The following is an 18,711-nucleotide window of genomic DNA, read 5'->3' on the forward strand; positions in this document are numbered from 1 at the left end:
GGTACCTGCCATGAATCTTCGTCAGCTGGAGGCCTTTCGCGCGGTCATTCTCGGCCAGACCGTCACCCGCGCCGCAGAGATGCTGCACATCTCGCAGCCGGCAGCCACGCGACTGATTGCCAGCCTCGAGGAGGACATCGGTTTCAGTTTGTTCGACCGGATCAAAGGCCGGCTGCAACCCACCGCCGAAGCCATGACGCTGTATCAGGAAGTACAACGCTCGCTGCTCGGGGTCGAACGGATTGCCCGGACGGCGCAGGAGATTCGCAGCCTGAAACGCGGTTCGCTGCACATCGCCTGCGCCCCGGCCATGGGGCTGTCATTCCTGCCGCGAGCCATCGCCGCGTTCATGGCCGAGCATGATCAGGTGCAGATTTCGCTGGTGGTGCATTCATCCCGCGAGATCGTCGATCTGGTGGTCGGCCAGCGCTGCGACCTGGGCATCATCGTGCTGCCCAACACCTACCCCAGCCCGCGCGCGGAAAAACTCCTGGCCACGCGCATGCTGTGCGCGCTGCCGGCCAACCATCGCCTGCAGGAAAAGACCACGATCCGCCCGGAGGATCTGCAAGGCGAGGCGTTCATTTCCTATCCGCAATCCATCGGCTCGCGTCAACACATCGACTCGATCTTTGCCGCCTATGGCGTCGAGCGCGAACTGCGCCTGGAAACCCAACTGTCGCTGCCCATGTGCACCTTTGTCGAGCAAGGCCTTGGCGTCGCCCTGGTCGATGCCATCAGCGCCGTCGAGTACCGCGGCAGTGGCGTGGTGTTCAGGGCATTCGAACCGGCGATTGAAATGGACTTCAGCATGCTGCTGCCGCTGCAGGGACCGACGTCGAAGCTGCACATCAGCTTTTTTGAACACATGCAGCAATTCATCGCCAGGCAGGTACCGGCGCAGTACCGTTTCTAGAACGCTTTTTAACGCAAACTCACCATTCGTCGCCTATGCTCAGGGTAGCGTCAATTACCCAACCCTCTCTGGCTCAAGGATTGCAAAGGCCGGTCGTAGCGGCCCCAGATCGACGTAATTCTGACGCGGCAGCACTTAAATCAATGTTCAAGGACTCCAGCGATACGCTTGGTCAGTCACCCGGGGGATGTAACATGTCAACTCTCAATGAAATCGCCGCGAATCACGCAAGAATGGCTAAAATACTGGCAGGAGAGTCGACCGAAGTGTGCGAGCGACAGCCCCAGGTGGTGGGAGGTTTTGAAGTCTCGTCCATTGATGAGCAGCAACACATTCCCCTGCACCTCATCGCTGGCGCGCAGGACAACAAGCTCGGACAAGCCACCGCCTTCTGACTTCGTTTTATCGGTGTCGGGTAATCCGATGGCTTGATGTTCGCCAGCGAAACCGGCACCGACGCGGTACCTGTCAACCACCACTTCCAGGCCTGGACTCAACGGACTCCCCGCTCGCCGGTTCGTGGTGGGCAAGGCATTCCCAATGTTCGAAACCAGAGCAATGTCGCGTGTGCAGCGTTTCGCCGCCAATACCGCCGGCCGCGACCTGGCCGTGGGTGACATTCACGGCCATTTCAGCCGCTTGCAGGCTGCGCTGGAGGCTGCGGGATTCAACCCGTCCGTGGACCGCCTGTTCAGCGTGGGCGATCTGGTCGACCGCGGGCCGCAATCGCTGGACGTTGATCAATGGCTGCTGCGCAAGCCCTGGTTCCATGCAGTTCGCGGCAACCATGAGCAGATGGCCGTCGACTCGCACGCCGCCGGCCGCACCAGCGCTGAACGCGGCATGCACTTCATCAATGGCGGCGCCTGGTTCTACGCCCTATCGGGCGTCGAGCAGGCCTACTATGCGCAGATTCTCGGTGACCTGCCTCTGGTGATCGAGGTCGAGACGCCGAAAGGCCTGGTCGGCATTGTGCACGCCGATGTCCCGCGGGGCAGCTGGCAAGACATGACTCAAGCGCTGTCCGACCCGGCGGTGGAGGTCGAGCAGATCGCCACGACGCTGCAGTGGTCACGCCGGCGCATCACAGACAGGAACCCCGACGGCATTTCTGGTGTGCGCGCGGTGGTCGTGGGTCACACCCCCCTGCCTCAACCGGTCATCCTGGGCAATGTCTTCCACATCGACACCGGCGGCTGGCTGCCAGAGCGCGGTCACTTCACCCTGCTGAATCTGCAAACGCTGGAAACCATTCCCGGCACCACCCTGTAGCACGCTGCAAAGATGACCTACTTCGCGACATATTTGGTGCCGTGCGGATCATCCAGCTTCGCCTGCAACAATCCCCATTCGCGCAAGATGACCGAGTAAGGAACAAAGATGCTCATCCTCTCGGCTGAATTCACTCCGGGGTGTGCACTCACATCGTTCAACATAGTGGAATAGAAACCGACATTGATGCCCACCACACTGCCGTCACTGGCGACGACCGGGCCACCCGACATGCCCTTGATCAACGGGGCATCATGGATGGCATAGAGCTCGCCGCTGTGTTCATTGGTATTGATGAAAGGCGTCTGATACACCTTGCCCTTGCCGGTGGTGGTCATCAGATAAGGGCTTCCCCCCACGGCCGTAATGCTCTCGCCCACACGCGGTGCGCGCCAGGACGGGTACCGGCCATTGGCCTTGTGCTGGAAGAACACCAGGTCGCAGCCTGTGCTGCAGGTGTATTTCACGTTGGGGATCATCGGAGTATGGCGGGTGGTGACGGCGTAGTCCTCATTCCACTGCACTGCCGAGGCCATATAGACATAGGGCAAAGGGAAGCCCGAGAAAACCAGAAAGTATGAATCGCTAGTAGCGCCCGAAAGGTCGGGCTTAACGATGCCGTTGCATCCTGCAGTTATCGCTCCTATCAAAAAGCAGGCCATGATCTTGATCATGATGTATCACCGACTTAAAGGGAGGGTATGACTGTCTTTTATTACTGTCAGTTTTCCGTCGCTTCCTTATCCAATGCGGCACAGATGTGCTTAGCGATTGATTTAACTGAACTCGCTGTTATTTATGGCTGACACTTCAATAACGCGCACAACTGTTTTGCGCTAGGGTCAATCGCTTTTAGAATCAACCGGCAGCACAAATAACTGGCGTCAACAAGATGTCGATAATGAGCAGAGATATAGAGCGGCTATATGTTTGGAATCGAACTTGATTTATCGCCGCGCAAACGAAAACGCCGCTCGGATGAGCGGCGTTTGCGGTTTTTATATTTATAACAAGTTCAATAAAGAACCCTGTCAACACTCAACAACACTTCGGCCCGCCCTTGCTGCCGTAACGGGCTTCCTGACGCTCCCGAAAGAATATCTCGTAGCTCATCACCGGCTTGTCCGGGTGTTTGTTCTGCATATGCTCGACGTAGTTGTCGTAGTCGGGCATGCCGACCATCAGGCGCGCGGCCTGACCGAGGTATTTACCGAGGCGACTCAGGTCATTGAACATGCTGCAATCCTCGATCAAGCATCTGGCAGAGCCTGGAACGGTGCTTCTTTATCCGTACGTTCCTTGGTACCCCAGGCGGCGATGCCGACCTTGAGGGCAAAGAACAGGATGCTGAAGACCACGAACAGGAACAGCGCCGTCAGCGTGGCGTTGGTGTAGGCGTTGTAGACCACATGTTGCATCTGCTCGATGTTCTTGGCCGGCGCCAGCACCTGGCCGTTGGCCAATGCATCGCTGTATTTCTTCGCCAGCGCGAGGAAGCCGATCGCCGGGTTCGCGTCGAACAGCTTGATGAAGCCGGCGGTGGTGGTGCAGATCAGCAGCCACACCGCTGGCAGCATGGTGACCCAGACGTAGCGCTGGCGCTTCATTTTGATCAGCACCACGGTCGCCAGCATCAGCGCGATCCCGGCCAGCATCTGGTTGGAGATGCCGAACAGCGGCCACAAGGTATTGATGCCGCCCAGCGGATCGATCACCCCCTGGTACAGCAGGTAACCCCACATCGCCACGCAACCGGCAGTGGCGATCAGGTTGGCGGTCCAGGATTCGGTGCGTTTCAGCGCCGGGACGAAGGAGCCGAGCAAGTCCTGCAGCATGAAGCGTCCGGCACGGGTACCGGCGTCGACCGCGGTCAGGATGAACAGCGCTTCGAACAGGATCGCAAAGTGGTACCAGAACGCCATGGTATTTTCACCCGGCAGGACACTGTGCAGGATCTGCGCGATACCGACCGCCAGGGTCGGCGCACCGCCGGCACGGGCCAGGATGGTGGTTTCACCGATGTCCTTGGCCACGGCTTGCAGGGCTTCCGGGGTAATGGCAAAACCCCAACTGCTGACGGTCTGCGCCACCGTTACAGCATCGGAGCCGACAATCGCTGCCGGGCTGTTCATGGCGAAGTACACGCCCGGCTCGATCACCGAAGCGGCAACCATGGCCATGATGGCCACGAAGGACTCCATCAGCATGCCGCCGTAACCGATATAACGGGCATGGCCTTCGCTGGCCAGCAACTTCGGCGTGGTGCCCGAAGCGATCAGCGCATGGAAACCCGAGACCGCGCCACAGGCGATGGTGATGAACAGGAACGGGAACAGACCGCCCTTCCACACCGGCCCGGTGCCGTCGATGAACTGGGTCAGTGCCGGCATTTTCAGCTCGGGCATGGTGACCAGGATGCCAATCGCCAGGGCGACGATGGTGCCGATCTTGAGGAAGGTCGACAGGTAGTCACGGGGGGCCAGGATCAGCCACACCGGCAACACCGCCGCGACGAAACCGTAGCCGATCAGCATCCAGGTGATCTGCACGCCGGTGAAGCTGAACGCTTTGGCCCAGACCGGATCGGCGGCAATCTGCCCGCCCAGCCAGATCGAACCCAGCAACAGCGCGACACCGATCACCGAGATTTCACCGATGCGACCCGGGCGGATGTAGCGCATGTAGATGCCCATGAACATCGCGATCGGGATGGTTGCCATCACCGTGAACATGCCCCATGGGCTTTCGGCCAGGGCCTTGACCACGATCAGCGCCAGCACCGCGAGGATGATGATCATGATCAGGAAGCAGCCGAACAAGGCGATGGTGCCGGGGATGCGGCCCATTTCCTCACGCACCATATCACCCAGGGAACGGCCATTGCGCCGGGTGGACAGGAACAGGACCATGAAGTCCTGCACCGCACCTGCCAGCACCACCCCGGCAATCAGCCACAGCGTGCCGGGCAGATAGCCCATCTGCGCCGCCAGCACCGGACCGACCAGCGGCCCTGCGCCGGCAATGGCCGCAAAGTGGTGACCGAAGAGCACGTGTTTGTTGGTCGGCACGAAGTCCAGGCCGTCATTGTTGAGCACGGCGGGCGTAGCGCGATTGGGGTCCAGCTGCATCACTTTATTGGCGATGAACAGACTGTAGTAGCGGTAGGCGACGAGGTAGATGGCAACTGCTGCGACGACGATCCACAGGGCGTTGATGGCTTCGCCGCGGCGCAGGGCCACGACACTCAGCGCGAACGCTCCCAGGACAGCCACGGCAAACCAGGCGAGGTGTTTAGCCAGACGGGGCATAGTGGGTCTCCTGCCGACAGCCAGTGGACTGCGGCGGTAATTTTTATAATTGTGTCCGCTGAGCGGAGCTGGCCCAATATCCGCGCATGCCGTCCACAAATAAATCCGCGTTACTACGTACGCGCCCTCTACGTAGTTCTACGTAGACCACCCCGGTCTGTCTGTTAAAACGCAAAACCCCTGTGGGAGCGAGCCTGCTCGCGAATGCGGCCTCACATTCAACATCGATGTTGCCTGATAGGGCGCTTTCGCGAGCAGGCTCGCTCCCACAGGGGGTTTTGCATTTCAATTGACGGACACCGCACCAGGTCATTCCGTCCACCACCGCTACTGGCCGCGCACATCTTTGGCATATGATGCCGGGCCATCGCCTTCGGCCCGGTCAGGAGCCCAGATGCAGCTCAAACACAAAATCGTCGCGCTCGGCATCCTGCCGCTGGTACTGGCGATCGCCGTCATCTGCGCCCTGGTCATCTCCCTGAACCGTCAACTGGGCGATCAACAGGCGCAACTGATCGAAGACAGCATTCTGGCCAGCAAGCGCGCCGAACTGAAAAACTACGTCGAAATGGCGCAGAGCCTGATCGACCCGCTGTACGACGACGGCCACGGTGACGCACGCGCCCAACAACAAGTGCTGGAAGAACTGCGCAAGCTCAGCTTCGGCGTCAACGGCTATTTCTTCGTCTACGACCGCGAGGGTCGCAGCCTGATGCACGCGCGCCAGTCGGATCTGGTCGGCAAAGACTTGTGGGACATGAAAGACCCCCACGGCCTGCCGGTGATCCAGGCCTTGCTCACCACTGCGCAATCCGGCGAAGGCTTCCAGCGCTACGCCTGGAACAAACCCTCCTCCGGCCAGGTCACCGACAAGCTCGCCTACGTGGTGATGCTGGATCGCTGGGGCTGGATGCTTGGCACCGGCATCTACCTGGAGGACGTCGAACGCGCCACCCAGCAGGCCCGCGACGAAGTGGCCATGGGCATCCGCAAGACCATGCTGGCGATTGCCGCCGTGGCCCTGGTGGCGGTGCTGTTGGTGTTCGCCAGCGGTATGACGCTGAACGTCAGCGAACACCGGCTGGCCGACAAAAAGCTGCAGCGCCTGACCCAGCGCATCGTCAGCCTGCAGGAAGAAGAGCGATCCCGGGTGTCCCGTGAACTGCACGACGGCATCAGCCAGGTCCTGGTCTCCATCAAGTTCCAGTTCGAACTGGCCAGCCATGTGTTGGAGAATGGCCAGGGACAAGACAAGGGCCTGGGCATTCTAAGAGAAGCCACGCAACGCCTGGGGGATGCGATCGGCGAAGTTCGCAGCCTGTCCCACGACCTGCGCTCATCCTTGCTCGACACCCTGGGCCTGCCGGCAGCAATCGGCCAACTGGCCGCCGAATTCGAGCAACGCAGCGGCCTGGTGGTGACCTACGACGACAATGAATTCGCCTGCGACCTGGTCGACGGCGCCGCGGTCTCGCTGTTTCGCATCGTCCAGGAAGGCCTGACCAATATCGAACGTCACGCCCGCGCGAGCAACGTTTCCATTACTCTGCACGGCGCTGAAGGCTGCGTACGCCTGACAGTGGTCGATGACGGTATCGGCTTCAACGTCGCCGAGGTCGAACGTCGCCACGCCGGCATCGGCCTGCGTAATATCCGCGAACGTGTCGAACATTTCGGTGGCCAATTCGCCCTGACCTCGATGCCGGGAAGAAGTGAACTGGACGTCCTGCTGCCGATGAAAATGCCCGGCACACAAAGCTGAGTCGTCCCCCACTACAAGAGTGAATGCCTGCAATGAACCTGCCCTACCCGATCCGCGTCGCCCTGGTCGACGATCACTCCCTGGTCCGCGACGGGATCAAAGCGCTGCTGGCGGTCATGGCACCTCTGGAAGTGGTGGGCGAAGCCGAGAACGGCGCGGACGCAATTGAAATGGTCGGCCGCTGCCAGCCGGACCTGTTGCTGGTCGACATCAGCCTCAAGGACATGAACGGGCTGGAACTGACCCGGGTGCTGCGCAGCCAGTACCCGGCGCTCAAGGTGCTGGTGCTGAGCATGTACGACAATAATGAATACGTGAGCGAGTCCGTGCGCGCCGGGGCCAGCGGTTATGTGCTGAAGAACTCGCCGTCCCGGGAAATCATCGCGGCAATCGAAGCCATCGCCAGTGGCGGCACCTTCTACAGCGCCGAAATCGCCCAGCGGCTGATTGCAGACAAAAGCACCGACAACGAACTGACGCCTCGTGAGAGCCAGGTGCTGTACAAAATGGCCCAAGGCCTGAACAACAAGGAAATGGCCCGGGAACTGGATATCAGTGTGCGCACCGTGGAAACCCATCGCCTGAGCATCCGGCGCAAACTCAACATTGATAAACCGGCGGCGCTGGTCAAGTACGCGATCGATCACGGGATCATTTCGCGCTAGAAAGTCTCGACGCAAAACCCGGCCTCAATCACATCCCTGTGGGAGCGGGCTTGCTCGCGAATGCGGTCAATCATTCAACATCGATGTCGACTGACACGACGCCTTCGCGAGCAAGCCCGCTCCCACAGGGGTTGCTGAACCGCCTGACAGGCTAGCCGTCCTGCTCAGTTCAAACCAGCCCCCGACTCCCGGCATATGCCACCGCGTTTGAACGCGTCAGTGCCGGGCAAGGCGTTGCGGAACTCCTGGACAGCCAATGAAAAACTCATGATGAACTCCTGGCAATATCAGTGAAATGAACGGCCCTTAGCGATCGAACGACAGTGCTGGCCATGAATGTCGGGCGCCTCATCAAGGCCGGCCCTTTGAGTTTTGGCAGCATCTAGTCTAACTAAAACATCTTCATAATCAGCTTCAACGGAAATCTTAATTTCCGATATAAGATCGGCAACAACTTGTTGATACGCCTCAGATGTTACTATTTCTCTTACAATATCACTCTCGGCGCTTACCATAAGACTTTGTATTTATCATCCTGAGTTATAGTTAAGCTCTCGTTATTCACCAGATAAAAATACGTTCACACGTTCGTAAACGGGATGGTGCGATCCTGATCGTCAGTGACTTTAGCGCATCCTTAAGGGTATATATCGACGTCCTTCCCTTCCACCGTAAAAAAAAGCCTATCTACTGAACCATCGAAATCATACTCAACTTTTATCACCACACCTGCCACGCTATTACTTGCCAATGTAATAATGTCACGTACTTTGCTGGCACTCCACCTGTATCTATACGCCCAATACTCCATATCAGCATCAACACGACAGGCCCGTAACACCTCATTCCCGACCAATTCAATAGCTTTTAGCCAAACTATTTCATCATGTTTGTTTCTGCGGAGAGAATAAATTCTCTCCGCAGAAAACCTAAACAGTTCGACCTCATGCAAAGTAGCATTCGAATTATAGCTTTCAATCTTTATTATTCTGCCATCTAACAAATAGTTCTTAGTTACATTTTTTTTATTTTTCGGCTCTTTACTTGAAATCTTGGCCGGCTTAACTCCTGACATTTCAAGCTCAAGCGGCACAATAGTAAATGAAGGCCCGCTAACCCATAATATTTGGTCAGACTGAAGCTCATTCATAAAACTGTTTAGAAAGTCTTCATCTTGGATTTTTTGTAGCAGTTCATTTTTTATATCTTTCAGATCGGAATATTCCATAATCACAACACCTTAAAATTAGTGCCTTCAGCCAAAGATTTCTTGATATCCCCCAAACTACTCCAGAAATCACTTCTTGTGTTTTGCTCCGACAACGTATCAAACACATGTTGCTTATACACATTACTATGCACGCCAGCTCCCTTATGGGGTGTTGCAGTCGTGCCAGGGACTCTCGCCGCCTCAGTATTAGGCAACCAGATTCCGTTACGCTTGTCATTAATATCGATATCAAGCTCTTTCATCTTGTCGCGAAGAGCTATCATTCTAGGATCTTTCGAGTTAGACATAATAATGTGATGAGCATCGTACTGCCCACCTCCGACAGGGCTTTGGCCCAGATTCCCTTTAGCACCTTAGCGTCAGAGCCACAAGAGAGTCCTAATGGATCAATCCACCCAATGGAGCTTGGTGCGTACCTATAAAGATTATCCCCACCCGCCAACCCAATCGGATCCTGCGTAATAAACCGCCCAACCTGCGGATCGTAATACCGAAAAGTATTGTAGTGCAGCCCCGTTTCGTCGTCGAAATACTGCCCCTGAAACCTCAGGTTCTGCTCAACCTCGTTCACCGCCAGCGTTTCGATGGAACCCCACGCCTTTTACGTCGCCTGCCAAACGATCTGGCCCTCGACGTCGGTCATTTCCAGCGGTGTGCCGATCTGGTCGTCGGTGTGGAAGTAGTAGAGCTTGTGCTCCTCGCCTTCGCTTTGATCAACGCGGGCCAACGGCGCATAGCTGCCGGGCTCGTAGATGTACAGGCTGCTCTGCCCAGGCGCTTCCTCGCGCAGCATGCGCAGGCCTTGCCAGAGGAAGATTTTGTGCTGGGTATTGCCGCTAACGATTGAGGTCTTGCCTACCCGTCGACCGAGGCTGTCATAGCGATACGTGCCAATACTTTCGAGCTTGCTGTTAACCAGTGTCTCCGCTTTGACGAGGCGGTTTTCACAGTCGTAGCTAAAGGTGTGCAGGGTAGTCAGACCAACGCGTTTCTCGATCAAGTTGCCCCATGGGTCGTAACTGTACTCCTGATCGCGCCACTGGTTAATCCGGTTGTCTTTGACGTGATCGAACTGACTGGTGTTGAAGTTCAACCGGTTCGCCGCCGCGTCGTACCTGAACTCCTCACTGCCCACCAACTTGCCGGTATCGCGGCTGTGCAGTTGGCCGTTGGCTTCGTACTCGTATCTCCTACCGGATGATCCGGGCTCGCTAGAGACATTTGCTTTTCTGCATGAGACGAAAAATACTGGCCTTCATAGTCTCTATCACATGGATGAGATTTAACCTCATGGCCAATTTCTACGGATTTAGCTTTTACTTGTTCTGCAGAAACCTTTTCATACCCTTGCGGCTTCTTGTTACCCCAGCCGCTTAGAGTTTTTTTATCATTAGAGGATACAGTCTTTACCTTATATTTTTTACCCTGCGGTAGTTCTGCTTTGGCTTGAGACGCACGGCCTAATGCACCCTCTGATTCGGCAATATTAGCAACTCTAGTCGCACCTTTCGGAACAATCTTCACATTTCCAAGATTCGACCCCACCCCCTGAACCTTAATCTCATACCGCGCATCAAACCATTTACCGCCCTTCGCCCCCAGTCCGCCCCCAAGCAACGCACCACCAAACGCCATCAACTTCTGCTCATCAGAGCCTTCACCATACAGCTTGCCGCCAGCCCAATTACCTCCGAGACCACCTGCAACACCGCCTACAAGCCCGGCAACTACAATGACCGGACTGGCCAGCACAAACGCACTAGCTAAACCCACCACCAATACCGCCCGCTCAAGCCAGGCTGGCACTTCTGGGCTAATGGCGTCTGACCATTGGCTTCATAGTCGTACTTGATCTCGCCGCGCAGCTTGTCGAGGGTGCGGGTCAGTTCGCCGGCCGGGTCGTACTGGTGACGGCGATTTTTCCACTAATACCTCTCGCCTCTGCGCTACGGACATTTTTCTTATAAATTTTATTTAGTAAAATTCTTATAGGCTTTTGTAAGCCTGCTCCGCCTCAACAATAAACAACCCTAGATCAAGATCAAATGGCCACTGATCCACAACCACTCTCGAAATACCCAAGTCGCGATTATTTTTTTCTGGAATATCTCCCAATGAAATCGATTTCAAAATATGCAGGAAGCATTCTTTAAATTTAGTAAGCTGCTCTATAGTTGTTACAGCTAAGACGTCTTGCCTTCTCTGGTGTATCGCGTCTTCGATACCTTTAACAGCTCGCTCGATTTTCTCAATTGCTTTATTTCGATTTTTCATGGCGCCAACAAATCCGATAAGTCAGTGATGTATTTCTGCACTTGCCCACCTGGTAATCCTACACCTTGAGCAGATGCCCTTCCCTCTATGATTGTCGCTCCTGGGGAAACTTTGAACTGAGCGATTTTAGTCATTTGGTTCCACTCCGTCTTTACAGCCAAGCTTTGTCTAGTCGCAGGAAAAGCCTCAAACAAATAGCGTCCTTCTGCCTTAGCGTTAACGCCGTCGAAATATCTCAGCCCATATTCATTGGCCGATGCAGGTCTAACTTTAATAGTCTCCCTCTCAAAAGACTCTAAAACTTGCTTTCTAAACGTTCGTGGAACACCTTTGCTTTTCAAGTAGGCAGAGGCATCTTTAACACCTGCATATTGATGGGCCCGAGGCGGACCGACAGCAGAACAAGCACTTAAACCCAGGGGATCGATATAGGCAAGAGAATTCGTAGCATACGAGTAAAGATTAAAACTCCCTCTCAATCCTACCGGATCCTGCGTAATAAACCGCCCCACCTCCGGATCGTAATACCGAAACGTATTGTAGTGCAGCCCCGTCTCGTCGTCGAAATACTGCCCCTGAAACCGCAGGTTCTGTTCGACTTCATCGATCTGAAGCTTTTCCACCGAGCCCCACGCCTTGTACGTCGCCTGCCAAACAATCCGCCCCTCCCGATCCGTCATCTCCAGCGGCGTACCAATCTGGTCGGTATGAAAGTAGTAGAGCTTCTGCTCCCCACCTTCAGTCTGGTCCACCCGTGCCAACGGTGCATAACTGCCCGGCTCGTAGAGGTAGAGGCTGCTCTGCCCCGGCGTTTCCTCGCGCAACAGGCGCAAGCCTTGCCACAGGAAATGCTTCTGTTCGACAACCCCGTTGACCGCTGACACCTTGGCCACCCGCCGTCCCAGGCTGTCATAACGATAGGCACCGCTGCTTTCCAGCTTGCCATTCACCAAGGTCTCGGCCTTGACCAGCCGATTCTCACCGTCATAACTGAACGTCTGCAGCCGGCTCAAACCACTGCGCTTTTCAATCAGGTTGCCCCACGCATCGTAGGCATATTCCTGATCCCGCCACTGCTTGATCCGGTTGTCCTTCACATGATCAAACTGGCTGGTGTTGAAGTTCAGCCGGTTCGCCGCCGCGTCGTAGCGGAATTCTTCGCTGTCCACCAGCTTGCCGGTGTCGCGGCTGTGCAGTTGACCATTGGCTTCATAGTCGTACTTGATCTCGCCGCGCAGCTTGTCGAGGGTGCGGGTCAGTTCGCCGGCCGGGTCGTACTGGTGACGGCGGTGGATCGGGTTGTAGGCGTGCTCGACCAGCAGGCCGGGCTGTATGCCGGGGTTGTGGATCTGCGAGAGTTTTTCCGCCGGCAGGGTCGAGGCGAACTGCCAGGCCTTGCGGCCCATGGCGTCGTAGCCGAAGCAGCTGGTGAGAGTGCCCTGGGTGCGCAGGACTTCGCGGTGTAGGTCGTCGCGTTCCATGTCGCTGATCAGCTGGCCGTCGAGGTTGAGCTGGTGCAGGTGGCCACTGCCATAGTACAGGTGGTTCAGCTGTTGGCCGCTGGGAAGGGTCAGCGTGGTCAGGTTGCTCAGCGGGTCGTAGTCGTAGGACAGAGCGCCTTGCGGCGTGGTCTCATTGATCAGGCGGCCCAGCAGGTCGTAGGCGAAATCGAGTCGCTCTTCGCTGACGCCAAGCTTTTTACCGTTGGCGGTGGGCAGGCGCTCGATGGACAGCAAGCGATCGCCGTCGTCGTAGGTGTAATCCTGCCGCGCATCGGCGTTGAGTTTGGCCAGCAGTCGGCCGATTGGGTCGCGTTCGAATTCGGTATGGCGCTGTGGACGTTCGCCGCGTTCGCCGTAGCCGATTTCATCAACTCGCGTCAGGTGCCCGCCGAGGTTGTAGCTGAACTGTCGGGTCAGGTTGTCGATGCGTTTTTCTTCAACCAGGCGGTCGGAAGCGTCGTAGGCAAACTGGTAAGCCGCATTGTTTTCATTGACCAGCGCGGTCAGGCGAATGGCCTGGTCGTATTCGTAGCGGATGCGCTGGCCCTCGGCGTCCTGGCGACTGCTTGGCAGGCCGCGGGCGGTGCGCAGCAGGCGCGTGGTCTGGCCTTTCCCGTCGGTGTGCGTCAGGACCTGGCCGAGGGCGTTGTAGGTGAAGGATTCGGCGCTGCCGTCCGGGTGCTGGATGTGCAGCACTTCGCCGTCGGGTTTGCGTTCCAGGGTGGTGGTCTGGTTCAGGGCATCGGTGACGGCGATCAGGTGGTGGCGATCGTCGAAGCGGTAATGGGTGTTTTTACCCGAGCAGTCCTGAAAGCGCTCGACCTGGGCCAGGGTGTTCCACCACAGGTATTTGGATTTGTGCGTGGCGTCGATGATGGTGTGCGGCAGACCGTCGTCGCTGTTGAGGTATTCGGTCTTGTTGCCCAGCGCGTCGACTTCGGCGATGAGGTTGCCCTTGGCGTCGTAGCGGGCTTTCCAGGTGCTGCCGTCGGGGTAATCGACCTGGGTGACCAGGGTCGTCAGGTGGTGATACTGGTAGTTGATCTTGCGGCCCAGCGGGTCGGTTTCTTCGACCAGTCGGGCGTATTCGTCGTACTTGAGCTTGACGGCATTGCCGTCGGGCAGCGTAAGGCCGGTCATGTTGCCAGTGTCGTCGATGTCGATGACGTAGCGCTCGCCACCGAAGTCGCGACTGGCAATGACACGATGATCGCCGTTGTAGTAAATCTCGGCTTCGCGCCCGAGCACATCGGTGATCCAGGTGGTGCGCGCTTTTATGTCGTAGCGGAAATGGAAATGTTCGCCATCGCTGGCCCGGTGTTCCACTACGCGGGGCTGGTCACCGAGGATTTCCCAGCGGTAATGGCAAGTCAGCCCCAGAGCGTTGCTGTGACTGGCCATGACGCCATCGGTGTAGCTGAAGCGGCGGACCGAATCGCTGTTGCGATTGATCACTTCGATGAGCTGGCCGTTATCGTCGTAGCGATACTGCACCAGGGTTTCGACGGCCTGGTTGTCGACGACGCGTTTGACATCGGTCAGGCGACCCAGTGGATTGTCGTAATGCAGGTGAACCCGAATACCGCCGGTGGCGCTGATGTCGGTCAGGGTGCCTTCGACCGTGCGGGTGAAATGCAGGAAATGGCCCAGGCCGTTTTCGATGCGCTGCAGCGGCACAGGGGCGTTGTCGTCCGGCACTTCGCCGAAATAGAAGAAGATGTTGTCGAGGGTTTGCAGCAGGTAATGTCCGCCTTCGGTGCAAACCAGATAGACCTGTTCGTGCGGGTTGTAGATGCGTTGGCCCGGCTGCAGGTCCACGAACGGCACGATGCGGCCCTGATTGTCGGTCAGGTAGACGAAGCGGCCACTGCGACGCAGGCTTTGTTCCCACGGCAAGACCCAGCCCTTGCCGAGCACGCTGTCGACGCTCAAGTCGCTGGCATAGAAGCGTGACCAGTCGATGGGCATCAGGCCCGGGAGGCTGAAGTCGGTTTCGTCGGGGATGACCTTGCGCCCGGTGGTGGCATCGACGGGGTTGCCCACCAGGCCACCGACCGCGCGCTCGATGGCTGGCCCGACGACGTAGCGGCTGGCCACTTCACCGGCCACGAACCCGGCGGTGAATTTCAACACGCAGGGCATAACGGCTTTCATGCCGGCCTGGGTGCCCGCCTTGATCAGTTGGGCGATACCGCCGGCTGCGCCAGCGACCGCCATCAGGATATCCACCGTAGTTCGTAGCCAGCCGGGAATCTCGTCGTCTACTGGCAGGTAACGATGGGTGCCTCCGCCGATGAACACGTTGTCCGAACCGCTGGATATCTTTGCACCGCAGGTGATCTTGTCGCCCTTGCGCGCTGCCGCAGTGCCATTGATGAAGACGTTGGTCGAGCCTTCTGCGACTTGTACCGGACCGGGATGCTTGTCGCAGGCGCCAATGCTTTTTTCGACATGGGCAGCCTTGCGGCTATTGATGAATACATTCGCCGAAGCGATGACGATGGTCCCGGAGGGCGAGGAAAAACTACTCCCTATCGCCTCCCCTGCGGCGGTGAGCAGGCTACCTCCTACGCCTGCCGCAAGACCCGCCAACAAAGCCACCCCAAACCCACAGGTGAACGTCGCGATAGCGACCGTGGCAATCAGAGCAATCCCGAGCGCGGCACCAATCAGAAACCCGCCCAGGGCACTGGTGTGGTCGATTTCATCGCCAAACCTTGCGGCTTCAAACATGACCGTTACTCCTGTTCGCTGGAGTCGGTCTTGGTTACGCCGGGCTGGCGCGGCTGGAAGCTAGCCAGCAGGTCAGCCCAGTTCTGGTTCTGCTCGCTACTGAAGTCCGCCTGGGCCGTGGTGGAGAAAATAATGGCGCGTCCTGGCTCGATCAGAAACGCCGCCTGGCGTTGATAGAACGGGCGACCATCAGTCATGTAATACGCATCGATCTGGATGCCTTCGATCGGTGCCGAACTCGAAAGCTCGACCGCCTTTTTGCCTAGCAAGGTATAGCCACGCAACTTGGAGGCAAGCATTTTTACCTGCCGGTCTACGTAGGCTTTGAGCGCCTCGGCCGGTAGTAGCATGTCTCTGGAGATGGTGATGCTCAACGGCGCAGGAATGCTCGCCCCCAGCACAAACATATTGACCGTGCGGTCCTGGAAACCCTGCGGCAACGCGATGCTGCCTTCCTGCAACTCATAATCCATTTGATGTAAATTCCTGAAATCATTAAAAAAATTAGCGTTCAGCGAAGTGCAAGGCGGTCGAGCATGCTGTCGAAATCCACCAGCCAGAGGCTGAGTACAGGTTTGCTCGGATCAATCTCGCAGGAAATGCTCAGCCATTGCACTTCGTCATGTCCGGCAACAGGCACAATGGCGCCCACCAGGCGTGCGTGGCGATCGGCGTGGCCGATCTTGAAATGGAAATCCACACACTTCGCCGCACTACCGGCCACGCTGCAATCGCGCTGACGGATGATGCGCAAATCCGGATAAAGCGTGCGAAAGGTTTGTATCGAGGTCTCGAAAAGATCCTGCAAAACCTGACCCTGCTGCACATCTCGGCGCTTGATCGCCAAGATGACGGACTCGCCTTCATGCTCCAGGGTGGTCTGGATATCGCGGAAATTAAAACCCGCAGGAAAAGCCAGATTGAAACCACCGAAGCTGAAGCTGCTGGGCGTGTCTTGCAAGGCAACGACAGGCACAGGTTCCGGTTCGGGCTCTCGCTCAATGATCGGCGCATCCTGCTGCGCAAGACGCGCAGCTTCCTCCTGCGCTATGCGCTTCGCGGAAATACGGTCGTAGATACTGGTTCTGGTCATGGACATGTTTCCCTAGTCATTGACCCGAACCTCGGAGCCCGTGATTTGAGTGGTACCCGTGCTGGTCGTGGTGATCGCCTTGCCTTTGATCTCGATGCCGTCCGGGGTGAGCGTGATGCTGCTATCCCCCACTTGAAGAATGATGTGCTGCTTGGCATTGACCTGAATGAACTGGTTGTCGACCTGAATCGTCAGCGAGCCTTCCTGGACATTCATCACCGTGTCTTTCTTGATCGTTTCAGTGTGCGTGCCACCCACTGTGATCGTGCGATTGCTGCCAACGCTATGGATCTCGTCGACCTCGATCTCGGTGTCCATGTTGCGTTCGGCATGCACGATAACCTGCTCGGCGCCGGCCTTGTCTTCAAAGCGGAAAAAGTTCGCCGTGCCGCCATCGCCCTTCATCGACCGCGTCAAAAACCCGCTCTGCGTCTTGTTCGCCGGCAACGACCACGGCGGCATGTTCTGGCTGTTGTAGAGGCTGCCCATGATCAGCGGGCGGTCGGGGTTGCCGTCGAGGAACACCACCACCACTTCATCGCCAACGCGCGGAATGAGGATGCTGCCAAAGCCACCGCTGGCACCGGACTGGGCGACGCGGACCCAACAGGAGCTTTTGTCGTTGAACTCGCCGTAGCGGTCCCAGTGGAATTGCACTTTTACGCGGCCGAGTTCGTCGGTGTAGATCTCCTCGCCCGGAGGACCAACGATGATGGCGGTTTGGGGGCCACTGATCAAAGCTCTCGGCGTGCTCAGTGGCGGCTTGAATGGGATTTTGCGGCGTATACAAATGAACTGGTTTTGGTAGAACGCTTCTCCACCGCCAGAATAGTTGTTACGCCCGAAGTGCTTGACGTTCAACAGTAGAAACTGTCGATCATCCACGGTTCCGGTGTCATGATCGTAATGCTGGGTCAACTCAAAGTAGTATCCCGGCTGCATCGCACGACAGTTACTTTTACCTTGGAACGTTTTCCCTTGTACTTCCATCGCCTCGAGGCGATTGCGTGCAATTTGCTCACCATGCTGTGGATCCGAATAACCGTACAGGCCTTCGTACTCAAAAACTTCGTACTGACCCACGTCACCTTGCTTGGCAATGGTTTCGAGTTGGACCTGATTAGAGAATCTGGGCTGTTTGTAATCAAACGATTTCAATGACAGCCGCGTAGAATGAAAAGTACGCTGAGATGACCATTCGGTAATGGAGTCAAATTCTTCAGTAACGGAGGCCGTGTGAAAGCGGATGGACGGTTGGTCCGGCAGAGGGCCGAAATTGAGACTATCGTCAAAAATGACCAATCGATGGCCATCTTTACTGTGCTCAAAATTGAAAAACAAGCCTTCCTGCTGCATTAGCCTAAGCACAAAATTCAGGTCTGATTCCTGATACTGAGTACAGTAACTGATAGGCTTTAATGTGCGATTCAGCCTAAACTCATGATTCGCCAGACTGAGATAATAGGCAAATACCTCCGTGATGATTTCCTCAACCGTTTTGTCTTGAAAAACACGTGAATCGCGACGCCTGCTCAATATCCACAACCAAGGCACAACTTTGGCCACGTAGTTGGCCACGCCACCATTAGCCCCGACATGATTAAAATGCGAACAATGTCCGCTAATTATTTTGGTACCACCATCGGCCAAGGTAATTTCCATGGAAACTTTCTTGCCGATTAACTTTTTAAGTTCTATTGTTGCGTCGGTGGACAAGAGCTGTAATTCGTATTCGAACAGAATCGAAAGCCCCTCCTCACCGCCAAAGCTTTCCAGGATGAGCTCCTGCTCGGGCGGCAACGGGGAGTCGAATGTGATGAGCCGCTTGTTCTGGGCAGTAATCTGTCCGATGAGGTCCGATATCATTCGTTGCATCCTGCAAAATTTAGCCTGAAGCCCGCGATGGAAACCTCTTGAAAGTTCTTTGTCAAGGTAACGATACACCCTGGCGTGAT

The 18,711-nt window shown here is 56.6% G+C and carries 15 protein-coding genes and 1 pseudogene; 5 read left to right on the forward strand and 11 right to left on the reverse strand.

The window, feature by feature from the left end; translation table 11 throughout:
* Positions 1 to 10: 10 nt before the first annotated feature.
* The 3 genes from ACA041_RS18225 to ACA041_RS18235 all read left to right on the forward strand — a co-directional run bounded on the left by ACA041_RS18225 (position 11) and on the right by ACA041_RS18235 (position 2,188).
* Positions 11 to 916, forward strand: coding sequence for a LysR substrate-binding domain-containing protein (locus ACA041_RS18225; protein ID WP_497435146.1), 906 nt, complete (start codon positions 11 to 13; stop codon positions 914 to 916).
* A 194-nt stretch (positions 917 to 1,110) separates the two neighbouring features.
* Positions 1,111 to 1,311 carry a hypothetical protein gene (locus tag ACA041_RS18230; RefSeq protein ID WP_497435151.1) on the forward strand — a complete coding sequence of 67 codons (201 nt, stop codon included), beginning with the start codon at positions 1,111 to 1,113 and terminating at the stop codon, positions 1,309 to 1,311.
* 145 nt (positions 1,312 to 1,456) lie between these two features.
* Positions 1,457 to 2,188 (forward strand): metallophosphoesterase, encoded by a 732-nt coding sequence (locus ACA041_RS18235; protein ID WP_497435157.1) that lies wholly within the window; start codon positions 1,457 to 1,459, stop codon positions 2,186 to 2,188.
* 17 nt (positions 2,189 to 2,205) lie between these two features.
* Here the strand turns inward: ACA041_RS18235 and ACA041_RS18240 are convergent, their stop codons facing one another.
* From ACA041_RS18240 to ACA041_RS18250, 3 genes are all read right to left on the reverse strand, one after another.
* The gene (locus ACA041_RS18240) at positions 2,206 to 2,862 is read right to left on the reverse strand and encodes a S1 family peptidase (RefSeq protein WP_497435163.1); all 657 of its coding nucleotides are present in this window, start codon (positions 2,860 to 2,862) and stop codon (positions 2,206 to 2,208) included.
* Positions 2,863 to 3,226: 364 nt separating this feature from the next.
* Positions 3,227 to 3,424, reverse strand: a complete 198-nt coding sequence (locus ACA041_RS18245; RefSeq protein ID WP_497435167.1) for a YbdD/YjiX family protein — start codon at positions 3,422 to 3,424, stop codon at positions 3,227 to 3,229.
* A 14-nt stretch (positions 3,425 to 3,438) separates the two neighbouring features.
* Positions 3,439 to 5,496, reverse strand: a complete 2,058-nt coding sequence (locus ACA041_RS18250) for a carbon starvation CstA family protein (protein WP_497435173.1) — start codon at positions 5,494 to 5,496, stop codon at positions 3,439 to 3,441.
* Between the two features lie 394 nt (positions 5,497 to 5,890).
* Between ACA041_RS18250 and ACA041_RS18255 the strand changes: the two genes are divergently transcribed.
* Together ACA041_RS18255 and ACA041_RS18260 are read left to right on the forward strand one after the other, a co-directional pair.
* A complete protein-coding gene (locus ACA041_RS18255; protein WP_497435177.1) occupies positions 5,891 to 7,258 on the forward strand; it encodes a cache domain-containing protein in 1,368 nt (455 codons plus the stop codon).
* 32 nt (positions 7,259 to 7,290) lie between these two features.
* Positions 7,291 to 7,923 (forward strand): response regulator, encoded by a 633-nt coding sequence (locus ACA041_RS18260; protein ID WP_497435180.1) that lies wholly within the window; start codon positions 7,291 to 7,293, stop codon positions 7,921 to 7,923.
* A gap of 637 nt (positions 7,924 to 8,560) precedes the next feature.
* On the opposite strand, the gene ACA041_RS18265 is transcribed toward ACA041_RS18260, so the two are convergent.
* The 8 genes and pseudogenes from ACA041_RS18265 to ACA041_RS18300 form a co-directional block, all read right to left on the reverse strand.
* Positions 8,561 to 9,151: a hypothetical protein gene (locus ACA041_RS18265; RefSeq protein WP_497435185.1), complete on the reverse strand. Its 591-nt coding sequence runs from the start codon at positions 9,149 to 9,151 to the stop codon at positions 8,561 to 8,563.
* Positions 9,152 to 9,153: 2 nt separating this feature from the next.
* Positions 9,154 to 10,343, reverse strand: a pseudogene (locus ACA041_RS18270) (RHS repeat-associated core domain-containing protein); the annotation flags it as partial.
* The gene (locus ACA041_RS18275; protein ID WP_497442109.1) at positions 10,244 to 10,789 is read right to left on the reverse strand and encodes a hypothetical protein; all 546 of its coding nucleotides are present in this window, start codon (positions 10,787 to 10,789) and stop codon (positions 10,244 to 10,246) included. The gene ACA041_RS18275 and the pseudogene ACA041_RS18270, both read right to left, overlap by 100 nt.
* A 351-nt stretch (positions 10,790 to 11,140) precedes the next feature.
* Positions 11,141 to 11,428, reverse strand: a complete 288-nt coding sequence (locus tag ACA041_RS18280) for a hypothetical protein (RefSeq protein ID WP_497435190.1) — start codon at positions 11,426 to 11,428, stop codon at positions 11,141 to 11,143.
* Entirely contained in the window at positions 11,425 to 15,663 is a 4,239-nt protein-coding gene (locus ACA041_RS18285; RefSeq protein WP_497435195.1) for an RHS repeat-associated core domain-containing protein, read from the reverse strand. The genes ACA041_RS18280 and ACA041_RS18285 overlap by 4 nt, the downstream gene beginning before the upstream one ends.
* A 5-nt stretch (positions 15,664 to 15,668) precedes the next feature.
* Positions 15,669 to 16,136, reverse strand: coding sequence for a DcrB-related protein (locus ACA041_RS18290; RefSeq protein WP_497435200.1), 468 nt, complete (start codon positions 16,134 to 16,136; stop codon positions 15,669 to 15,671).
* A gap of 38 nt (positions 16,137 to 16,174) precedes the next feature.
* Positions 16,175 to 16,756 (reverse strand): hypothetical protein, encoded by a 582-nt coding sequence (locus ACA041_RS18295; RefSeq protein WP_497435204.1) that lies wholly within the window; start codon positions 16,754 to 16,756, stop codon positions 16,175 to 16,177.
* 12 nt (positions 16,757 to 16,768) lie between these two features.
* Complete coding sequence (locus ACA041_RS18300) at positions 16,769 to 18,622, reverse strand: type VI secretion system Vgr family protein (RefSeq protein WP_497435208.1); 1,854 nt, start codon at positions 18,620 to 18,622, stop codon at positions 16,769 to 16,771.
* Positions 18,623 to 18,711 lie beyond the last annotated feature (89 nt).

This window comes from Pseudomonas sp. LBUM1676, assembly GCF_059695605.1.